This is a genomic window from Nocardia sp. CS682, from assembly GCF_004634405.1.
In the GTDB taxonomy this organism is placed as follows: domain Bacteria; phylum Actinomycetota; class Actinomycetes; order Mycobacteriales; family Mycobacteriaceae; genus Nocardia; species Nocardia ninae.
Genome location: NZ_CP029710.1, coordinates 3,355,894 through 3,376,518, shown reverse-complemented (window position 1 = coordinate 3,376,518; position 20,625 = coordinate 3,355,894). Strand labels below are relative to the sequence as shown.

The 20,625-nt window shown below is 67.7% G+C and carries 20 protein-coding genes; 14 read left to right on the top strand and 6 right to left on the bottom strand.

The annotated features are described in order from the left end of the window. Positions 1–94 precede the first annotated feature (94 nt). The 5 genes from DMB37_RS15280 to DMB37_RS40520 all read left to right on the top strand — a co-directional run bounded on the left by DMB37_RS15280 (position 95) and on the right by DMB37_RS40520 (position 1,757). The gene (locus DMB37_RS15280; RefSeq protein ID WP_107660930.1) at positions 95–514 is read left to right on the top strand and encodes an Hsp20/alpha crystallin family protein; all 420 of its coding nucleotides are present in this window, start codon (positions 95–97) and stop codon (positions 512–514) included. Between the two features lie 38 nt (positions 515–552). After that, complete coding sequence (locus DMB37_RS15275) at positions 553–825, top strand: hypothetical protein (protein ID WP_135233288.1); 273 nt, start codon at positions 553–555, stop codon at positions 823–825. 296 nt (positions 826–1,121) lie between these two features. Then, complete coding sequence (locus DMB37_RS15270; RefSeq protein ID WP_135233287.1) at positions 1,122–1,334, top strand: hypothetical protein; 213 nt, start codon at positions 1,122–1,124, stop codon at positions 1,332–1,334. A gap of 48 nt (positions 1,335–1,382) precedes the next feature. Continuing rightward, entirely contained in the window at positions 1,383–1,538 is a 156-nt protein-coding gene (locus tag DMB37_RS40525; protein WP_167768847.1) for a hypothetical protein, read from the top strand. Between the two features lie 51 nt (positions 1,539–1,589). Then, on the top strand, positions 1,590–1,757 hold the full coding sequence (locus tag DMB37_RS40520) for a hypothetical protein (RefSeq protein WP_167768846.1): 168 nt from the start codon (positions 1,590–1,592) through the stop codon (positions 1,755–1,757). A gap of 130 nt (positions 1,758–1,887) precedes the next feature. Here DMB37_RS40520 and DMB37_RS15265 read toward each other — a convergent pair whose 3' ends face one another. Further along, complete coding sequence (locus DMB37_RS15265; protein WP_135233286.1) at positions 1,888–2,628, bottom strand: C40 family peptidase; 741 nt, start codon at positions 2,626–2,628, stop codon at positions 1,888–1,890. Between the two features lie 359 nt (positions 2,629–2,987). Then, entirely contained in the window at positions 2,988–3,899 is a 912-nt protein-coding gene (locus tag DMB37_RS15260; RefSeq protein ID WP_135233285.1) for a LysR family transcriptional regulator, read from the bottom strand. Between the two features lie 87 nt (positions 3,900–3,986). Here DMB37_RS15260 and DMB37_RS15255 point away from each other — a divergent pair, with 87 nt between their 5' ends. Further along, the gene (locus tag DMB37_RS15255) at positions 3,987–5,324 is read left to right on the top strand and encodes an aspartate aminotransferase family protein (RefSeq protein WP_135233284.1); all 1,338 of its coding nucleotides are present in this window, start codon (positions 3,987–3,989) and stop codon (positions 5,322–5,324) included. Positions 5,325–5,354: 30 nt separating this feature from the next. Here the strand turns inward: DMB37_RS15255 and DMB37_RS15250 are convergent, their stop codons facing one another. After that, positions 5,355–5,903: a hypothetical protein gene (locus tag DMB37_RS15250; protein WP_135233283.1), complete on the bottom strand. Its 549-nt coding sequence runs from the start codon at positions 5,901–5,903 to the stop codon at positions 5,355–5,357. Between the two features lie 336 nt (positions 5,904–6,239). On the opposite strand from DMB37_RS15250, the gene DMB37_RS15245 reads away from it, so the two are divergent. From DMB37_RS15245 to DMB37_RS15230, 4 genes are all read left to right on the top strand, one after another. Continuing rightward, positions 6,240–7,574, top strand: coding sequence for a serine hydrolase (locus tag DMB37_RS15245; RefSeq protein ID WP_240772397.1), 1,335 nt, complete (start codon positions 6,240–6,242; stop codon positions 7,572–7,574). Between the two features lie 44 nt (positions 7,575–7,618). Next, complete coding sequence (locus tag DMB37_RS15240) at positions 7,619–10,342, top strand: AAA family ATPase (protein ID WP_135233282.1); 2,724 nt, start codon at positions 7,619–7,621, stop codon at positions 10,340–10,342. Between the two features lie 154 nt (positions 10,343–10,496). Next, positions 10,497–11,123 (top strand): TetR/AcrR family transcriptional regulator, encoded by a 627-nt coding sequence (locus tag DMB37_RS15235; protein ID WP_135233281.1) that lies wholly within the window; start codon positions 10,497–10,499, stop codon positions 11,121–11,123. A gap of 12 nt (positions 11,124–11,135) precedes the next feature. Beyond that, positions 11,136–12,767, top strand: a complete 1,632-nt coding sequence (locus tag DMB37_RS15230) for an MDR family MFS transporter (RefSeq protein ID WP_135233280.1) — start codon at positions 11,136–11,138, stop codon at positions 12,765–12,767. Between the two features lie 57 nt (positions 12,768–12,824). Here DMB37_RS15230 and DMB37_RS15225 read toward each other — a convergent pair whose 3' ends face one another. Beyond that, positions 12,825–13,748 carry a triacylglycerol lipase gene (locus DMB37_RS15225; RefSeq protein ID WP_135233279.1) on the bottom strand — a complete coding sequence of 308 codons (924 nt, stop codon included), beginning with the start codon at positions 13,746–13,748 and terminating at the stop codon, positions 12,825–12,827. Positions 13,749–13,793: 45 nt separating this feature from the next. Beyond that, positions 13,794–15,116, bottom strand: a complete 1,323-nt coding sequence (locus tag DMB37_RS15220; protein WP_135233278.1) for a family 1 glycosylhydrolase — start codon at positions 15,114–15,116, stop codon at positions 13,794–13,796. A gap of 124 nt (positions 15,117–15,240) precedes the next feature. Here DMB37_RS15220 and DMB37_RS15215 point away from each other — a divergent pair, with 124 nt between their 5' ends. After that, a complete protein-coding gene (locus DMB37_RS15215) occupies positions 15,241–15,810 on the top strand; it encodes a TetR/AcrR family transcriptional regulator (RefSeq protein WP_135233277.1) in 570 nt (189 codons plus the stop codon). Between the two features lie 52 nt (positions 15,811–15,862). Here DMB37_RS15215 and DMB37_RS15210 read toward each other — a convergent pair whose 3' ends face one another. After that, positions 15,863–16,873, bottom strand: a complete 1,011-nt coding sequence (locus DMB37_RS15210) for a glycosyltransferase (RefSeq protein ID WP_135233276.1) — start codon at positions 16,871–16,873, stop codon at positions 15,863–15,865. 378 nt (positions 16,874–17,251) lie between these two features. Between DMB37_RS15210 and DMB37_RS15205 the strand changes: the two genes are divergently transcribed. The 3 genes from DMB37_RS15205 to DMB37_RS15195 all read left to right on the top strand — a co-directional run bounded on the left by DMB37_RS15205 (position 17,252) and on the right by DMB37_RS15195 (position 20,615). Continuing rightward, positions 17,252–18,316: a glycosyltransferase family 4 protein gene (locus DMB37_RS15205; protein ID WP_135233275.1), complete on the top strand. Its 1,065-nt coding sequence runs from the start codon at positions 17,252–17,254 to the stop codon at positions 18,314–18,316. 72 nt (positions 18,317–18,388) lie between these two features. Next, positions 18,389–18,889, top strand: a complete 501-nt coding sequence (locus DMB37_RS15200; protein ID WP_135233274.1) for a hemerythrin domain-containing protein — start codon at positions 18,389–18,391, stop codon at positions 18,887–18,889. Between the two features lie 103 nt (positions 18,890–18,992). Next, positions 18,993–20,615 carry a DUF885 family protein gene (locus DMB37_RS15195; RefSeq protein ID WP_135233273.1) on the top strand — a complete coding sequence of 541 codons (1,623 nt, stop codon included), beginning with the start codon at positions 18,993–18,995 and terminating at the stop codon, positions 20,613–20,615. Positions 20,616–20,625: the final 10 nt, after the last annotated feature.

The following is a 20,625-nucleotide window of genomic DNA, read 5'->3' as shown; positions in this document are numbered from 1 at the left end:
CTCTCCTGTCGAGAGTGCTAAAACAAATCTATGTCAGATGACACAGGTTATCTGACCCGACGACGAAGAATGGAGTGAGTTGGAGGTGGCGACCATGCTGATGCGTACCGATCCGTTCCGCGATCTGGACCGTCTCACGCAGCAGGTGTTCGGCACAGCGGCCCGTCCCGCGGTGATGCCGATGGACGCTTGGCGCGAGGGCGACGAGTTCCTGGTGGAGCTCGACCTGCCAGGCATCGACCCGAAGTCACTGGATCTGGATATCGAGCGCAACGTGTTGACCGTTCGTGCGACCCGCCCCGAGCTGGATTCGTCGCGGTCGATGATCGCCGCGGAACGCTCCCGCGGGGTGTTCAGCCGCCAGTTGTTCCTCGGTGAGGGCCTCGACACCGACCACATCCGGGCCGACTACACCGATGGCGTGCTGCGCTTGAGCATCCCCGTCGCGGAGAAGGCCAAGCCACGCAAGATCGAGATCGAGCACAGCGACCGGCGGCAGGCGATCAACGCCTGACCGGTCCCGGCCCGACGCTTCGTGGAGGAGGCAGGGTCATGACCGGAATCGATACTCGCCCAGTATCGTTCGACACCGTCGACGGCGAATTGCTGCTGCTCGACCCCGAGGTCGAGCGGTTGTTCGCCGAGGTGGACACGATTCTGTGCGAAGCCCGCGCGCGAATGGCGGCCCCGCCGCGAGTGCCGGTTCCGGTCCCGGGCCCGTGGCCGCGCGTGAGCCTGCCGTGCTTCGGGCACTCGGCTCGGTTGCGCGGTCGTCCGCCCGGGACCGGGCGGGCCACTCAGCGCGGTCCGCCTCCGCCGCGCTGAACAGCCCAATGGTCAAGCGCGAGAGAGGAAGCGAGGTGAGGCCCGGATCACGACTCTGAGCAGCAAGTCCGTCGGTGGTGCTGCCGTCGCTACCGAGCACCAGGCGCGTTCGAGAACACAGTGCGATCAGTCATCCGCGCACCGCCACCTTTGTGGCATCACGGGTGGCACGGCATCGCCGCCGCGGACCGTTTGAAAAGTCACGTTCCTCTTCCTAGAACAGGCCCGGCCGGTAACCGGGCCTGTTCGACCTATCCGACGACCAGGCCCAGATCACCAGCGTGAGGAGGTTCGCCATGACCACGATTCCCGCAGGCAGCGCCGCCGACTTGGCCGAGCAGCAGGCAGCGGTATACGACTTCGACGTGCCCACCGGACTCGACGAGACGGCGATCCCTCCGCTGGCCGAGCGCATTCGGGACGCCTTCGAGGCCGCGGACATCACCGACCGCATCGAGCAGTCCTTGATCACCCCGCTCCCCGATGACGACTACCCCTTCGCCTACTGAGCCCCGGGCCCGTCAGTGGTCCCGGCGTTCCCGGAAGGAAAGTGCCAGATGGTAATTCAGCATGCCCCCGGATTCGCCCTGACCCTGTTCACCGGCGTCGCCGCGCTGGCGGCGATCGGCGCCCCGCCGATTATTTTGCTCATGCTCCCGACCGTGGGAGCCGGTGCGATGCTGGCAACGATCCTGCGCGATCCCGTCACCTAGGGCGTCCGGTGCCATAGGTGCCGCACCGGAGCCGGGACTATGGTGGGGTGCATGGGCGTCATGGGCGAACTGTTTCCGGGTAAGAAGCTGACCGACGAGGGCAGCGGGGACAGCGACGGCCAGTCGCACACGCCCCGGCTCGCCCTCGATCTCGACGCCGGCGTGATCCGGATCTCCGGCCCGGCCGCTGCCTCGGACGAGCCGGTGGCAGGCGACTGATCCGGGCATCCGTCACGTAGATCGGCTTCGATCCGGTATGTCTGCGGCGTGGCGCAACCGCACGAATTCTGCTCTCCTCGCTGGCCCCGACCCTGGAGCGAGGCGGGTCAGCTGCCCGGCCTGCGGGGTGCTAGTTGCGGAATCGGCAGGCGCCGGCGTAGGGCATCGACGTCAAGGGGGACATGGTGACGCCGGTGCCATAGGTGCCTGCGTGGATGACGTTGCCGTCGCCCGCGTACAGCGCGGAGTGGCCACCGCCGTAGAACGACACCAGGTCTCCGGGGCGCAAATCCTCGCGCGGCACCGGGGTTCCGGCGGCGAGCTGGTCGTAGCTGGTGCGCGGCACCGAAACTCCGGCCTGCCCATAGGACCACTGGACCAAGCCCGAGCAGTCGAAGGAGTCCGGGCCCGCCGAGTTGGCGCTGTAGCCGGAGCCGAGCTTGGTGCGGGCGGCGTCGACGGCGACCTCGCCGGTGGTCTTCATCGGGGCGACACGCGGGTACGCCGGCGTCGGCACCTTGATGCCGGGAAGGCCTGCCAGGCTGGAATATTCGAGGCCTGGAATGTCGGGTAGCGCGAACGTGATTCCAGGAGCGGAGAACTCGGCCCGGGACGGCGCGGCGGAGGGAGCAGCGGATGGCGCGCTCTCCTGCGGTGGGTTCGCGACCTGAACGCCGGGAAGGCCGGGGGGAAGCGGGATTTCGTTCGGCACCTCGAAGGTGCCGAGGCCGGGGACGGTAACTGGCTGAGCCGAGGCTTCTGCGGCGGAGAACAGGAGCGCGCCGGAGACTGCTGCTCCCGCGGCAAGTGTCCACCAGAACACCCGCCGCAGCGAGTGGGTATATCGGACGTCGTCGGTTTCCGATGCCATGATCAGGTCCTCCGATGGTCATGTCGAAGGCCTTGGCTGGTCGTGCAACGCCGCACGTGATGGCGCTCCGGACTTCACCAAGTCTTCGAATAGATTCGAGAACATCACGGTGATCTGTCAGTCCAAGCGGATCCGATTTCCATCCTTCGACACAAACGGGGTCGAACAAAATTCCGACACACGCAAAGCCGATAACGAAACGGTAACTATATATCCAATCGTTATAGGAAATACGCTCTGACCAGGGTGTATCCAAGATATCGGCGCACGGCAATTACCGGCTCGGCGGGTCGTGGTGACAGCGCAATTATCGGTTTCCGGCCGATTTCGCCGGGTGATCCGCTTTCGATCGGCCGTGCTCAGCCCCCGATAGGGCCGGTCGCACCGGGGAGATCGCCGTGCCTGCGCAAGGCATCGAGCACCACGGTCACCGCGGCCCGCGGCGGTGCGCCGCGCCGGATGACCGCGGTGATCGATCGGGTGACCGGGCTCGCGAGTTCCCTTGTCGCAATGCGATAGCGCGGATCGACGGCGAGCCCGGGCAGCAGCGCGATGGAGAGCCCGGCCTCGACGTGCTGCAGCGTCATCATGTAATTGCTGAAGCGGCAGACTATTCGCGGCTCGAACCCCGATTCCCGGCAGAGCCGGGTCGCCAGATTCGCCATGTAGGACTTGGGCATATCGAAGGCCCACGGCTCGTCGGCGTACGCGGCGAGGTCGGCCGGTCCGCGGGCGGCGCGATCGGGCGGCAGTATCAGCACGATCGGATCGGTGGCCAGTGGCACGATGTCGATATCCGGCCCGAGCGGCTGCTCCACGAAATCCGTTGTGGTGATGATGATGTCGGCGTCGCCGACCCGCAGCGCCCGCATACTCTCGTGCGGTTCCAACTCGTGCAGCTCGACCTCGAGGTGCGGGTGGGTGTGCGCGAGCAGGGTCACCGCGGGCACACACAGCGAATGAATGGCACTTTGAAAAGCGCCGAGCCGGACCAGTCCGACCGGCTCGGCGCCGAGGCCGCGCAGCTCCGCTTCGACCGCGCCCATGTGGTCGAGGAGCGCCCTGGCGCGGCGGGCCAGGATCAATCCGGCCGGTGTCAGCCGGACCCGGCGGCCGGTGCGTTCCAGCAGCTGCGTGCGGGTTTCGGCCTCCAGCACCGCGAGTTGCTGAGACACGCTGGAGGCACTCAGGTTGGCCGCCTGCGCGACCGCGCGGACGGTGCCGAGGGAGTCGAGCTGGCTGAGCAAACGCAAACGCCAAGGGTTCAGCATTGCTCGATTGTTGTACGGCTATACCGAACAGCACAGCCGGAATTGTGAGATGGACGTGGCGCTCGTCTCGTCCTTACCGTCGAAAACATGGCTTCCCCCACCTACGCGCCGCGGTCCACCGAGGACTTCTGGGCCGACACCGACCGTCACCTCGTGCGTTACGCGGGCGCGGGCACCTTCACTCCCGAGATCATCACCCGCGCCGCCGGGAGCTTCCTGTACACCGAAAGCGGCAGGGAGATCCTGGATTTCACGTCGGGCCAGATGAGCGCGATTCTCGGGCACTCGCACCCGGACATCGTCGCGACGGTCCGCCACCAGATCGGCGAGCTCGACCACTTGTTCAGCGGCATGCTCAGCCGCCCGGTCGTCGACCTCGCCCGCAGGCTGGCGGGCACGCTGCCCGACCCGCTGGAAAAGGCGCTGTTGTTGACCACTGGTGCCGAGGCCAACGAGGCGGCGATCCGAATGGCCAAGCTGGTCACCGGAAAACACGAGATCGTCTCGTTCGCCCGCTCCTGGCACGGGATGACCCAGGCCGCCGCCGGCGCCACCTACAGCGCGGGCCGCAAGGGTTACGGTCCGGCCGCCCCCGGCAACTTCGCCATCCCGGTGCCGCACACCTACCGGCCCGACTTCACGACGGCCACAGGCGAACTCGACTGGCGGCGACAGCTCGACTTCGCCTTCGACCTGATCGACGCCCAGTCGGTCGGCAGCCTGGCCGCCTGCATCGTCGAGCCGATCCTGAGCTCCGGCGGAGTCGTCGAACCGCCGCCCGGCTACTTCGCCGCGTTGCACGAGCGGTGCCGCGAGCGCGGCATGCTGCTGATCCTCGACGAAGCCCAGACCGGACTGTGCCGCACCGGATCCTGGTACGCGTTCGAGCGCGACGGCATCGTGCCCGACATCCTCACCCTGTCCAAGACGCTCGGCGCCGGGCTGCCGCTCGCCGCCGTGCTCACCAGCGCCGACATCGAGCAGCAGGCGCACGATCGCGGTTTCCTGTTCTTCACCACGCATGTCGCGGATCCCCTGGTGGCCGCGGTCGGCAACACCGTGCTCGACGTGCTCATCCGCGACGGCCTCGACGTGCGAGCCGCCGAGCTCGGTGCCTTCCTACGGCGTGGTCTCGAGCGAATCGCCGAGCGGCACAACGTTGTCGGCGACATTCGCGGTCGGGGCCTGCTCGCGGGGCTGGAACTGGTCGTCGACCGCGCGACCAAGCAGGGCTCGGACGAGCTGGGTGCGCAGGTGACCCGCCGCTGCCTGGAACTGGGTCTGCACATGAACATCGTGCAGCTGCCCGGCATGGGCGGTGTCTTCCGCATCGCCCCGCCGCTGACCGCCACCGAGGACGAACTGTCGCTCGGCCTGTCCATCCTCGACGAGGCGATCGGCGACGCGGCCGCGCGGTTGCGCTGACGGGCGAGCTACCAGGGCATTCGACCGGAGTCAGGTCAGGTTGCCGTCGGAGCACAGGCTCGCGGAGCGCCAGGACGGTCCGGGGCGCGGTGCGTCGGGATCGAAGACCCACTGCGAGATCGGGCCTGCCGCCTTCCAATACAGCTTTCCGGAGCGGTCCGCGACCACCTGGTAAATGTCCTCGTTGCCTTTGACGAGCTGGCCGCCGACGCAGTAGTCGGTGTAATCGGTCCCGGGTTGGCGTGCGCCCGCACTGAACAGGCCCGCGGGGTTGGCGTAGGCGCCGGGGTTGGGAACGGTGCTCGGCCTGCTCGCGGCGGGCACGTTCGACCACACCGGCGCCCCACGGTCCGCGCCGCAGCGGAAGCTCTGACCGCCGGCGGCGATCGTCGCGCCCTGCGGGTGCGGTGCGCCTGCCCACAGGCAGTGCGGGCCCGCACCGACAGCGGTGGTTCGGACGTCGGCGGCGGCCGTTCCGGCGCCGAATGCGAGGCCACCGGCGATCGCGGCGACCGCGAGCAGCGCCGTGGTGGTACGGCGGATGCTGATCGACTGCACGGGGAAAACACGTCGCGCCATGGCCTCGTTGCCTCTCTGGTCTGATGTGCTCGCTTGATTCGAATGAGCTCATCTACTGAGATCAATAGTAGATGAGGGCTTCATGCTGCTTCGTTATGCCCAGTGCGGGTTGTGCTAGTCCAACTAAATCCCAGCTCATGAGGGCTAACTCGGAGGCGCAGCAGCGATTGCGCGTATCGGAAAACTGGGCGTGGCGAGATGGATCACGCATCTCAATAGTAGATGGAATTGCCCCCAACGCGCTGGCCACGACAACTATGGGCACTCCGGACGGTAACCGGAACGCTGTCCTGGTCGATGTGCCGAGCAGAACCCGTCGAGAAATGGGGGCGCGGAGTGCGTCGTTCGCTGAAAAGCCTTGTGGTGTCGACGGCGACGGCCGCCACGATGCTCCTCGGTATCGGAATCGTTTGTGGCACAGCAGATGCCGCGCCGTCCGAACAACGGCGGTGCGCCGTCGTCGACGGACGTAAACCGCAGACCGCGACACCCGAGGAGGTGGGGCTCGACGCGGCGGCACTGCGCGCCGCGGTGACCTTCGCGGCGGACCCGTCGCGGCTCAATGTGCAGGTCTACCGCCACAACTGTTTGATCGCGACCGGACCGAGGAACGACCAGACCGGCGGCATCCCGTGGAACCTGTGGAGCAGCACGAAGAGCGTGGTCTCCATGGTCGCGGGCATCGCCGTCGACGAGGGCTGGCTGCGGCTCGATGCCCCGATCGACGCCTACCTCCCGGCCGGGCTCGGTGACCCGGCGCACCGCGCGATCACCGTCCGCAGCTTGCTCACCGAAACCTCCGGTATGCAGGTAGCGGTGGCTTCGGAGGGTATCACCGGTCTGGCGCAGATCGATCCGAACGTGGTGGCGCAGGCGCTGGCGATGCCGATCGAGCGGCCGCAGGGCGAGGTGTGGAAGTACAGCCAGCGCGCCGTCGACCTGCTCGTCTATGTGGTGCAGCAGGCGGTGGGCACCGACTTCCAGGCTTATGCTCAACGAAAACTGTTCGACCCTTTGGGTATTCAACGCACTGACTACCACTGGGCTCGCGACCGCAGCGGCAACACCTATGGGTACGCGCATCTGGTCCTGCCGCCCGACGATTTCGCCAAGCTCGGCCTGCTGCTCGCCAATCACGGGAACTGGCACGGCGATCAGATCATCTCCGCCGAGTATCTGGCCCAGGCCAGCCGGTCGACGCCGACCAACGAGTGCTACGGATTCCTCCTCGTGGTGAACGGGCCGCGCTGCACCGTCGAGCTGCCCGGGCTGCCGCCGGACGCGGTGAAGATGGGCGGCATGATGCGCCAGGACAATTTCATCGTGCCCAGCCTCGGCCTGCTGGTCAGCTGGACCGGCGTGACCGTTCCCGGTGGCGCGGTGAGCTTTCCGCACGACGTGCTGCGCGGCATCGTCGCGGCGTTCCGGGAACCGCGCCTGCCGGACCCGGGACCCTATGTGCAGCAACCGGATATCAGCCTCGCCGACCCGATGATCTCGAATCCGGACGCCACCTTCGGCGCTTTGGGCCTCGGCCCGTTCGCCTATCCCGGCTGCGGACCGCTCGAGTGCCTCGGTAAGTCGCTCGCACCACCCTTCGATGATTGGCCGCCCGGCTGTGTCATCCTCGGCTGCCTCGGTTCGGACCCGGCAACACCGGGCATTCGATAGCACCGCCTGCGTGTGCTGCACTTTTGGATAGGTAGCGTCCAGCAATGCTCTACGGACGTATCGAGGAACTGGCGGTCATCGATCGTTTGTTGAGTCAGGCCAAGGCCGGGTCCAGCGGCGCGCTGCTGCTGCGCGGACAACCGGGCATCGGCAAGACCGCCTTGCTCGAGTACGCGGCGGCCACCGACGGCATGCGGGTGTTGCGCGGCACCGGTGTCGAGTCCGAGGCGGAGCTGCCGTTCGCCGGCCTGCACCTGCTGCTCGGGCGGTGCCTGGACCGGATCGAGGCGCTGCCGGAACCGCAGCGGCGGGCGCTGGAAGGCGCGTTCGGACTGGTGTCGGTGCCGTCGACCGAGCGGCTGCTCGTCGGTCTCGCGGTGCTCTCGCTGCTGGCCGAACTGGCCGAGGAGACCCCGGTGCTCTGCGTCATCGATGACGCCCAGTGGCTGGATCGCGCGTCGGCGGAGGCGCTGGTGTTCGCCGCGCGACGACTGCATGCCGAGGGTGTCGCGGTCCTTTTCGCCGCGCGGGACGGCGAGACCGCGTTCTCGGCGCCCGGCCTGCCCGAGTTGACGGTGGCCGGGCTGGCGCAGACCGACGCCGTCGAGATGCTGGACCGGCATGGCAACGATATGACGCCTACCGTCCGGTTCCGCGTGCTGACCGAAGCGTGCGGCAATCCCCTTGCACTGCTGGAGCTTCCGTCCGCTTTCGCGATCGAGCTGTCGGGGGCACGACGGCCGCTCGCGCTACCGCTGACCACCCGCTTGCAGGCCGCCTTCTACGGCCAGGTGAGCAAGCTGCCCGAGGCGACCCGGACGCTGCTGCTCGTCGCGGCCGAGGACACCGGCGACCTCGATCTGGTGTTGCGCAGCGCGGCGCTGCTCGGGTTCGGTCTCGCGGATCTGGTGCCCGCCGAGCAGGCCGGCCTGATTCGGATCACCGATCACGTGGTGACCTTCCGGCATCCGCTGGTGCGCGCGGCGGTGTCCCAGGGCGCACCGGTGAGCGGCCGCCTCGCGGTGCATCGCACGCTGGCCGCGGCGCTGGACGGCTCCAACGATATCGACCGCCGCGCTTGGCATTTGGCCGCGGCGGCCACCGGCCCCAGCGAAGGGGTGGCGGCGGTGCTGGAGAACACCGCGGCGCGCGCGGGTAGCCGCAATGGCCACGCGGCGGCCGCGGCGGCGTACGAGCGGGCGAGCCAGCTGACCGCGGACCCGACGGCCAGGTCACGGCGGTTGACCCTGGCCGCCGAGGCCGCCAATGAGATGGGCGATTTCGACCGGGCCCGCGCCTTGGCCGAGTCGGTCCCCCAAGACGGTGCGGATATGGTGCTGCGGGCCCGGCTGCTCGCGTTGCGCGCGGCGGCGGACTTCGGCACGGGAGCGTTACGCAGTGCGCACGCGCTGTTGTGCACGGGCATCGATCTGATCGCGGCCGAGGACGACCCGAACGTGCACTCGCGGCTGACCGAGATGATCTTCCTGGCCTGGCACATCAGTTGGCAGGCAGGCGATTCGGCGTTGCTCGACCGGACCGCCGAACGGCTGGAGGCGCTGAGCCTGCCGGGCAGCGATCCGCTCGCTCCCGTGTGCCAATTGCTGATCTGGCTCACCCGGCTGCCGCTGGGTCGGCCGGTCGTCGATCTACCCCCGCTGCCCGAGGTGGCCGCCGCGGCGCGCCGGATCAGGGCCGATGATCTGCGCGGCATCATTCTGACCGGCAGTGCGAGCCTGGCCGCCGGTGCGGACGCCGAGAGCAACGAGCTGGCGGCCTCGGTGGCCGCGCTGCTGCGCAACCAGGGCCGGATCGGCCTGCTGCCACCCGCGCTGACCTACCTGGCGACCACCCAGCTCTTCTTCGGCAGATACGCCGACGCACAGGCGAACGCGACCGAGGCGGCGCAGATCGCGCTCGATACCGGGCAGCCCGGTTGGCACGCCCAGGCCAACTCCATCCTGGTGAATCTCGCTGCGCTACAAGGTGATGAGCACGCCTGCCGGTCGGCCGCCGAGGGGGGTTTCGGCACGGCCAACGGGAGCGCCCTCGGGTCTCCGGGGGTGCAGTGGGGACTGAGCCTGCTCGATCTCGGTCACGGCCGCGCGGAGGCGGCGCTGTGCCGTCTGGAAGAGGTGGTGCGCAACGCGATGCCGTATCGGCTTCCGGTCATCCGCTGCACCCCGGATCTGGTCGAGGCCGCGGTCCGGATCGGCGAACCCGGCCGCGCCGCAGCGGCTTTCGCCAGATTTACCGGCTGGGCGGCGCACGCCGGACAACCGTGGATCGACGCGCTCGTGCAGCGCTGCCTGGCGTTGCTCGCGACCGGCGACGCGGCCGACGGGCACTACCTCGCCGCACTCGAATTGCACGATCAGGCGCGCCCGTTGGAGCACGCGCGTACCCAACTGCTGTTCGGCGAATGGCTGCGCCGCGGGCGCCGCACCATCGAGGCGCGCACTCACCTGCGGGCCGCGGTGCAGACCTTCGATCGGCTCGGTGCGACGCCGTGGGCCGACCGCGCGCGCAGCGAACTCGACGCCAGTGGTGCGGCCGTGCCGACCAGCCGCCCGCCAGGTGTCCTCGCCGCGCTCACTCCGCAGGAGTTGCAGATCGTGCGGTTGGCCGGCCGGGGCATGTCCAATCGCGATATCGCCGCGCAGCTGTTTCTGAGCCCGCGCACCATCGGCCACCATCTCTACAAGGCCTACCCGAAGCTCGGTGTCACCTCGCGCACCGAGTTGTCCGCGCTGCCGCTCAGCGACTGACTTTCACGCTGAATACGCACTGCCACTGCGTTATTCAGCCTCCAGGGCAAGGCCGGGCAGGCCATCCTTCGGCGCTGGGTGAACCGCGCGGAGTGAGCATCATCACAGAATATTGCACTGTATGAAATTTTGCAGTTTGTGTTAAATTTTGGCCATGCCACCGTCCATCCGCGCGGAGTCCCCGGTCGGGCTCCGCGCCCAGAAGAAACGCCAAACCCTGCTCGACCTGTGTATGGCCGCCCGACGGTTGGCCGTCGAGCGTGGGTTCGACGCGACGACCGTCGAAGACATCGCCAAGGTCGTCGGGGTCTCGCCGCGCACGTTCTTCAACTACTACGACACCAAGCTCGACGCGTTGGTCGGCCCGACCGAGGAGATCGGTACCCCGGAGGCCCGGGAAACGTTCATCGCCGGTGGGCCGAGCGGCATGCTGATGCAAGACCTGACCTGGCTCTTCGCCGCCTCCTTCGCGCCGGAAGAGGAAGTGCGCGAAGCGATTTCGCTGGTAGTCGAGCTCATCAAAGCCGAGCCGCGGGTGCTGGCGGGCTTCATGGCGGCCGGCGTGCGGCAGGAGGCCCTGGTCGGCGAACTGCTCACCGCGCGTGCGGGCGAACCGGTCTCGGCCGAATTCGCCTCGCTCGCAGCGGGAGTCATGACGGCGATCACCACCCGGGCGGTGATGTCCTCGGCCGAGGACACGACCAGATCGCTGACCGCGGCGATACACGAGCACTGCGCCATGGCCGCCCGGATGTTCGACAAGCCCGACGACGGAACCTAGGAGACGTGCCACATGACCACCACGGCTGACTCGCCGCCTACCCCCATTGTCTTGACCCAGAAGCGAATCTGGCTCATCTTCTCCGCGCTCATCGCGGGCATGTTCCTGGCCAGCCTGGATCAGATGATCGTCGGCACCGCGATGCCGACCATCGTCGGCGAGCTCGGCGGCGTCTCGCACATGGCCTGGACCGCGACGTCGTACCTGCTGGCCACCACCATCGTGATGCCGATCTACGGCAAATTCGGCGACATGTTCGGCAGGCGTTGGCTTTTCCTGTTCGCGGTGACCGCGTTCACCGCGGCTTCCGTCGGCGCCGCCGCCTCGACCAGCTTCTGGGAGTTCATCGTCTTCCGCGGCCTGCAGGGTGTCGGCGGTGGCGGTCTGATGATTCTGGCGCAGGCCATCATTGCCGACGTGGTGCCCGCCAAGGACCGCGGCAAGTACATGGCGCCGATGGGTGCCGTCTTCGGTGTCACCTCGGTCGCCGGACCGCTGCTCGGCGGCTTCTTCGCCGACACGCTCGGCTGGCGCTGGTGCTTCTGGATCAATGTGCCGATCGGCCTCGCGGCGCTGTTCATCGCCTTCCGCTACCTGAGCGTCCCCAGTCATCGGCCCAAGACCAAGCCGGACTACCTCGGCGTGGTGCTGATGTCTTCGGCGACAACATTGTTGATCCTGATCACCGACTGGGGCGGCAAGCAGTACGCGTGGGGTTCGACCACGATCGTGACGATGATCGCCGCGCTGGTGGTCGTGGTGGCCGCCTTCGTCATGGTGGAAGCGCGAGCCGAGGAGCCGATGCTGCCGCTGTGGTTGTTCCGTAACCGCACCTTCGTGCTGACCTCGGTGATCGGCCTGCTGGTCGGCCTGGTCATGTTCGCCGCGATCGGGTTCATCCCGACCTACCTGCAGATGGCCACCGGCCTGTCCGCCTCGGTGTCGGGTCTGCTGTTGATCCCGATGATGCTCGGCATGATGCTCACGCTGATCAGTTCGATGGCGGCGATCACCAAGACCGGCCGCTACCGGGTCTACCCGCCGCTCGGCGCCCTGTTCATGCTCGCGGGTCTGCTGTGGCTGACCCGGCTCGACGCGCACACCGCGATGTGGGTGGTGTCGGCGATGCTGTTCGTGATCGGCGCGGGCCTCGGCCTGATCATGCAGATCATCGTGCTGGTCGTGCAGAATGCCGTGACGCCCAACCAGATCGGTACCGCGACCAGTGCCAACAACTACTTCCGCGAGATGGGTGGTGCGATCGGTGTCGCGATCTTCGGCTCCATCTTCACCAGCCGGCTGACCGAGGGCCTCACCGACGCGTTCACCTCGCACGGTCCGGAGGTCATGGCGGCGAAGCTCGACCCGGGTGCGCTGGTGCCGTCGGTGGTGAAGAATCTGCCCGCGGGGCTGCACGACGCGATCGTCGGTGCGTACGTGGACGCGCTGGTCCCCGGCTTCTGGTACCTGATCCCCGGCGGCATTGTCATCTTCCTGCTCGCGCTGTTCATCCCGCAGCTGAAGCTCTCCGACGAGGCGGGCATGGTCGCTCGCGGCGAAGCGGTGATGGAAGAGGAGCCGGCCCAGACTGTCTCGGCGCGGGACGAGGATCCGGATCCACGGCTGGTCTCGGATCGGCGCTGACAGCAACAGAACACCGGGCGGTAGGGCGAAAGCCTTACCGCCCGGTGCTGTTTCGGCTCAGCCGCACGCGGCACCGGTGTAGCTCGGATCGAGGGCCTTCTTGATGATGTAGGCGACGGTCGGGGATTGGGGCAGCGTGCCGTGGTCGAAAGTGTCGGTGGGGCAGAGGTCTTGGACCCAGACGTTGTCGACCGTCGCACCGGGGCCTGCCTGGAGAAAAGTGGCTTCCGGTGGGGTGGAGGCGTCGTCGTGCGCGCTGGCGATCACCGTGTAGTCGATGCCGGGCACGGTGTCGCCCCCGGCGTTGAGTTCGCGGATGAAGTCGCTGCCCACGAGCTGTTGTGCGGCAGCGATTCCGGCGATCGGTGTCAGTGCGACGGAGAAGCCTGCGGTGCCGCCTGGCGGCAGCCGCGTCGCGACGCCGCGCATGGTCGAGCCGTGGTTGGTGCCCGCGAGCGAGATCAGGCGGCCCACGGTGTCGGTACCCCCGCCGTGCCGTAGATACTGGCGCGACATCACCGCGCCCTGCGAATGGCCGACCAGGTCGACCTTCGCCGCGCCCGTGGCCGCGCGGATCCGGTCTACGAACGTGGCGAGTTCGCCCGCTGAGGAACCGATATCGCCGGTGCCGTACATTCCCCGCAGCGCGCCGAGCACGCTCGACGTGCACCGCCCGTAGTTCAGCGAGAAGACGCAGTAGCCTTCGGCTTTCAGCTGCGGGGCCAGGACGTCCCAGTCGTTCTGGTTCCCCCAGGTGCCGTGCACCAGCACCACGGGCCGCGGCTGGGCCGGGGTGGGACGGCACGCCCAGTCATTGGAACCTGCGGGTGGCGTACTGCCGTCCGGGTCCTTGCCGACGGCGCTTCCACTGCCGAGGCCGCCGGGGCCGGGCGCGGCCTGCGCACCCGAGACACCCAGTGCGCAGACAATGCCTGCCACCGCAGTCGCCGCTGTCAGCCTGCGCCGCCACGTCTTCGTCATCGAAATCTCCTCTGCGCCGGCTGTTCTTGCCAAGTGTCGGACCGCTCAGCGCGGCACGGTGACCGGGTCGGTGCAGCTGCCGGGTGCGTCGACCAGCGAGCAGGTCTGCGGTGCTCGGGTCGGCCGGTAGTCGGCAGGGACACCGCCGGCCCGGGTGATGGCGGTATACGCGGCAACGGCGTCGGTGGGCTTGCGGGTGAGGCTCGGATCGGTCAGCACGTCTACGGTGTAGAGACCGAAGCGCGGGGTGTAGCTGCCCCATTCGTAATTGTCGGTGAGGCTCCAGTAGTTGTAGCCCATGATGTTCATGCCGTCGGCCGCGGCGCGCTGGATCCAGTAGAGGGTGTCGCGCAGATCGTCGCCCCTGGCGTAGCCGTCGGGGCGCGGCAGCCCGTTCTCGGTGGGCATGCCGTTCTCCACGATGTAGAGCGGCTTGCCCGGGAACTCGCGCGAATAGTGTTGCAGCGCATAGTAGATGCCCTCGGGCTGCAAGGGGTTCTGCCAGAGCCGGGTCAGGTTCTGCGCCATGGCCGTCACGGTGTCGGGGGAGCTGCCGTAGTAGTAGTCGATGCCGATGTAGTCGAGTCGCGCGGCGATCTTGTCCACGAACGGCTTGTTGATCGCCGCCTCACCGCCGGGGATGTAGGCGACGTTGCTCGTGACCATCGCGCCGGGCTGGACCTGGTGGATGTGGTCGTAGATGGCGTTGTGCGCCTGGGCGAGCCGGTCCTGCATGGCGGGAATATCGGTGGCGGCGAGTCCGCCGTGGCGCAGCTCGTTGAGGCCGTAGAAGGTCGGTTCGTTGAAGGTCACCCACAGCGGGTTGCCCGCGGCGTAGCGGTCGACCACCGTGCGCGCGTTGGCCAGCCAATCCTCGACCATGCCCGGGTTGCGCCAGCCGCCCCGGTCCACCGCCCAACCGGGGAACACCCAGTGGTCCAGGGTGATCATCGGACGCATGCCTGCGGCGGTGATCTTCGCGATCACCCTGTCGTAGAAGCGGAATCCCTCGTCGGACCACACGCCGGGTTGCGGCTGCACCCTGGCCCATTCCACGCTGATCCGGAACACGCGCACGCCGAGCCCGGCGGCCAGGTCGATGTCGGTGGCGTAGCGATTGTAGAAGTCGACCGAATTCCCGTACGGGTCTTCAGTTTTGCCCGCGGCGACGTAGCGGCTCCAATTGCTGTCCGGCGCATGGCCTTCGGACTGATACCCGGAGGCGGCGACACCGAACAGGAAGTCCGGGCCCAACGGCGCGACCTGTGCGGGAGGTTCGGGTCGCGCGGCGGCCGAGGCGGGCAGGCCGGTCAGCACGGTGGCGGCGGCCAGGGCGGCGACGCCGAGGCCGCGAAGACGGAATCGCATCGGGGAGTGCTCCCGTTCGTTGTGGTGACAAGCCAGGACCTCGGCAGGCGGGTCCGTTTGAAAACCGTACAACGCTCGGTTTTCGATGGCAAGGTCCGATGTGTCCCATGCCTACACTGGCTCGGTGGCTAAACGGGGCCCCTACGGCAAAGGCATCGAACGACGGGAGCAAATCCTCGATGCCGCGCTGCGCACCATCGCCGAGCGCGGCTATCTGGCCACCTCGGTCGCCGAGCTGGCCGAAGCGGTCGGCCTGAGCCAGGGCGGGTTGCTGCACTACTTCGGGTCGAAAGAGGAGCTGTTCGTCGCGGTGCTGCGCAAACGCGACGAGATCGACGTCGCGGGCCTGCACGGGCCCGCGCCCGCCGCGTTCGTGGCGCTGGTCCGGCGCAACACGAAGGTTCCCGGACTGATCGAGCTCTTCACCCACATGCAGGCGGCCGCGGCCGATCCACGCCATCCGGCGCACGACTACATGCTGGAGCGCTACCGGGTCGGCACCGCGGCGTTCGCACGGGCCCTGCGCGAGATGCAGCAGGGCGGCACGCTGAGCCGGCAGATCGACCCTGACGCCGCCGCCACCATGTTCTTCGCGCTGGCCGACGGTTTACAGGCACGCTGGTTGATCGACCCGGCGATCGACATGGCGGCTCAGCTCGAAGACGCCTGGCGGCGTTACGCGGGGGACAACTAGGGCCTGCCATCTGCCGGCAGCGCGGACCTGTCCGGCAGCGCCGAAGTATCCGTCACTCGGCCGATTGCAGGCGACGGGCCTGCTGCATGGTGGACAGCATGGCGAGAGTCGCTTCGGCGCCTTGGTTCTCGTTGCGCCCAGTGGGTTCCAGCCCGTCACAGCAGCCCCCGCTGGCCGGGTCGATGAGCGGCGTCGAGACGTCGTTCTCGCCGCGGAACCAGGCCTCGCACAACATGACCGCGTCCCGCCAATGATGGTCGTGGGTGTCGTCGTAGGCGCGGGCGCAGGCATCGGCCAGGCTGGCGACCTCGATCGGCTGCTGGTCGAAGCCGGGACGTTTCTCGCCCGCCGCCCAACCGTCGATCGGGGTGACCGACAGGTGGTCGCCTGCGGTCTCGGTCTCCAGCAGCCAGCGCAGCATCGCCAATCCATCGGCGTGCGTGCGGTTCTGGCCCGGCGCGGCGCCGGCCACCAGTAGCGCTTCGGCCAGCACGGCATTGGCGTAGTGCAGCCGGGGCTCGGGCCACCGCCAGTCGAGACGGCGGGTCGGCGGGCCGATCAGTGCGGCGGTATCGACCAATAATGCTTGGGCCGTGAGATTTCCGGGGTTCGCGTGCAGCACCTCGGCCGCGCCGAGCGCGGCGAAGGCCATCGCCCGCGGGAACTGGGAACGCTGCTTTGCGCCGATGGTGAAGTGCTCCAACGCCTTTTCGGCCAGGTCCGGCCTGCGGGCGGCGGCGGTGCCGAGCGCCCAGAGGGCGCGGCCCCAATGATCCTCGACGCTGGGTTCGTCCTGCCAGTTCAGATCCTTGCCTCGGCGATTGTGGCAGCGGCCGTCCTCGGTGAGCGCCTCGATGACGAAGCGCGTGTACACCTGGGCGAGCGCGTTCAGCTCTTCGGTCGGCTCGGGTTCGCGGGCCACCACGACGAGGGCCCGCGCGACATCGTCTACGCAGTAACCGTTCTCGTGCCGCGGCGTGGTGAGCCTGGCGTGTTCGAAGATTCCGACGTCGTCGCTGAGTCGTGCCAGGTGGGCGTAGGAGATGGTGATGGTTTCGGTCATGCTGTAGCCAACTTCGCATCGGCTTGTCGCGTCCCTGCGGCAAGCGCATGGTATTTCGGGTGCGGAAAGTCCGTCGATGCCATCGGGTTACCCGTTGCGACGGCTTCTATCAGACCTCCGGATGTCCGACCCAAGGTCAGCCTTCCTGATTCGAGTCAGCGCCGCCGGTGCCGCTGTCTGCCCAGCCACTCGATTGGCTGATCGTGTTGCGCGGAAGCGCTCGAGAATCCGGTCCGGAACACGACACGGGCGGATCGACCACTAGGCCTCGATAGTAACACCCGGGTGGCGCATAACTACCGTGATAGGGTGGTGGCATCAAGTCCGCCCGTTCCGGGACGGCTCTCGGCGGTGAATTCGCCAGTAATCGAGGATTATATGAAAATCGGCGTAATCGCGTCGGTCGCTCATCGCACGCCACCGAAAAACTATGGCCCGTGGGAGCACATCGCCGCCACGCTGGCCGAGGGTTTCGTCGCGCGCGGACACGACGTCACCCTGTTCGCCACGGCTGACTCAGAGACCTCGGCGCGGTTGGTCGCGCCGGTGCCGTCCGGGTACGCGGAAACCGCTGGTGCGGACGCGAAAGTGGCTGAAGCGCTACATAATTCGACTGCTTTCGGGCAGGCCGGTGAGTTCGACGTGCTCGCCAACCACTTCGATTTCCTGCCGCTGACCTACAGCCGCCTGGTGTCGACCCCGCTCGTCACCACTATTCACGGCTTTTCCTCGCCGAATAGTGTGCCGATCTACCGAGCATTCGACGATATCGCGCACTATGTGTCGATCAGCGATGCGGACCGGCACCCCGCGCTGAACTACGCGGCGACCATTCATCACGGTATCGATCTCGCCCAGTTCACCTTTCGGGCCGAGCACGGCGAATATCTGCTATTTCTCGGACGAATTCACCCCGACAAGGGGACACACCTGGCAATCGAGGTGGCGCGGCTCACCGGGCTGCCGCTGATCATCGCGGGCGAGGTGCAGGACGAGGAGTACTTCCGCACCGCGGTCGAACCGCACCTCGCCGACACCGCGGTGACCTACGTCGGTCCGGTGGGCCCGGCGCGACGGGACGAACTGCTCGGCGGCGCCCGCGCGCTGCTGCACCTGATCGGTTTCGCCGAACCGTTCGGCCTGGCAGTGGTCGAAGCCCTCGCCACCGGAACACCGGTCATCGCAACGCCATTGGGTTCGATGCCGGAGCTCATCCGGGACGGCGTCACCGGATTCCTGGTGACCGACGTCAACGGTGCGGCCGCCGCGGTAGCCGAGATCGAGAAACTCGATCGACGCGCCGCCCGCGACGACGTGCAGGCCCGCTTCAGTGCGGACCGGATGATCGACGACTATCTGGCGCTGTTCGAGCGCATCGTGCCCGCGACCCCACAGCAGCAGGGCATCGGTTCACCCGGCCTGTTCTCGCACGCCGGGCTGTAGGTATCCACCTGGTTTCGCGGGTCGGCTAGCGGGAACGTCCGGCACATAGCCGGCCGAACCCGAGGAGTACCGATGTCTACCGATGCCATTGTGCTGTTGCGCGAGGATCACAAAGCGATCCGCAAATTGTTCCGCGACTTCGAAAAGGCGGGGGACAACGCCGCCGCGACGAAGGGCCGCCTGGTCACCAAGATCATCGAGGCGCTCACGGTGCACACCTATATCGAGAACGAAGGCATGTACCCGGAGGTCCGCAAGCTGGTCCCGGAACTCGAAAGCGACATTCTCGAATCGTACGAAGAGCACCACGTCGCCGACCTGCTCGTGCAGGAGTTGGCGGCCATGCAGCCCGACGACGAGCACTTCACCGCCAAGGCCACCGTGCTGATCGAGAACGTCGACCACCACATCGAGGAAGAAGAGGGCGAGTGGTTCCCGCAAGTCCGCGAGCACCTGGGGCGTAAGCAGCTGCAGGAAATCGGGGCGCGGCTGCTCGAACTGAAGAAGAAGGCGCCCACCTCGCCCGCGCAGCCCTCGGCGGTGAAGAAGGCGGTCGACGCGATGATCTCCTGACCCCTACCAGGTCCTGTGTCGAAATGTCATCCAGCCCCGGATGCATCCGGCCGCTTCGACACGGGACCTGGCCGGTTGCTGCTCCGAATTGTATTGTGCGGACATGGGTCTAGCGAAGCTTGCCGAAGAGTTCTGGACCTGGCGGTTGGCGACACTGCCCGACTCCAGCGATGATTTGCCCAGGGTAGAACGACCGGAGGGCTGGCTGCCCGACTGGTCGCCCGCGGCGATCGCAGAGCGCAGGACGGTCCTCGCCGAGCTGACCCGCAGGCACCGCGAGCTCGACCTGTCCGACGAGCCGGTGGCGGCACAGGTGGACGGCAGGCTGCTCGGCTCGGCGCTGGCCAGGGTGCACTGGGAACTCGAGCTGATCCGCGCCTGGGAACGCAATCCCGGCTTCTATGTGCAGCAGAGTCTCGGCCCGATCTATGTGGAGCTGCTCAAATCGTCGCCGTTCGACAACGCACGGGCGGCGAGCATCAGCGCGCTGCTGCGCCATGTTCCGCTGGTGCTCGAGCAGGCCAGGGAGAATCTCGCGGGCCGTGCGGGTGCGTCGTTCACGCGCAGCACGCTGCGCCTGCTGGACGAATCGGCGGGCTCGCTCGAAGCCGCGATGACGGCACTCGTTTCCTTCCTGCCCGGCGAGTACGCGGCCGAGTTGCCCGCCGCGACGCGGGTGGCCGCGGATGCCGTTGCGGCGTACCGCAGTTGGCTCACCGAACAGCTGCCCACCCTGGGTGAGGTGGCGCCCGTCGGACCGGCGGGGCTGGCCTACTTCCTGCATCGCGTTGCGCTGCTGCCCTATTCGGCGCAGCGGCTGCGCGAGATGGGCAGCCAGGAATGGCATCGGGCGGTCGCCCTCGAAACGCTGCTGCGCACCCGGCATCGGGACGCGCCCGCGCCGTCGCTGCCCGCCGATGTAGCCGAATGCGTGGAGCGGCAGGCCACCGACGAGCGCGCGGTGCGGGAGTTCGCCGCCACCCGTGGCCTTCTCGGCCAGCCGGAGTGGTTGCGGCACTACCGGTTCGCGCCGCTGCCGCCGTACCTCGAGCCGCTGACCTGGCTCGGTGTATCCGACGACCTGACCGGCCCGTCGCGGATGGACGAGGATGCCGTCCGGTACATCCCGGCACCGCACCCGGACCTGCCGTATTTCGATCGGGCCGCCGCGTTCGACGCCCGCACCGCGATCGTGCACGAGGGCGTCCACGCCCAACAGGTCGCGATCAGCTGGCACCACGACAATCCCGCTCGGCGGTGGTTCTACGACTCGGCGCCCAACGAGGGCATCGCGTTCAACTACGAGGAGCTGATGCTGCACGCGGGCCTGTTCGACGACGCACCGGCCAGCGCCATCTTCGTGGCGAATGCCATGCGGCTGCGCGCTTTACGCGTCGAGGTCGACATCGAGCTCGCCCTCGGCCACCTCTCCATCGACGAGGCGACCGACCGGCTGGCCCTCGCCGTGCCGATGGACCGCGAAACCGCCTGGGACGAAGCCGTTTTCTTCGCGAGCAATCCCGGTCAGGCGCTGAGCTACCAGATCGGCAAACTGCAGATCCAGGACCTGCTCAGCACGGCGGTGCGTGAACTCGGCGACGAATTCGATCTCCAGAAGTTCCACGACCGCCTCTGGCGCGAAGGGAACGTGCCCCTGGCTTTGCAACGGTGGGAATTCTTGGGCTTGCGCGACCATCTCGACGAGGCCGACCGGCTGGCCGGATAGCTCAGGCGCT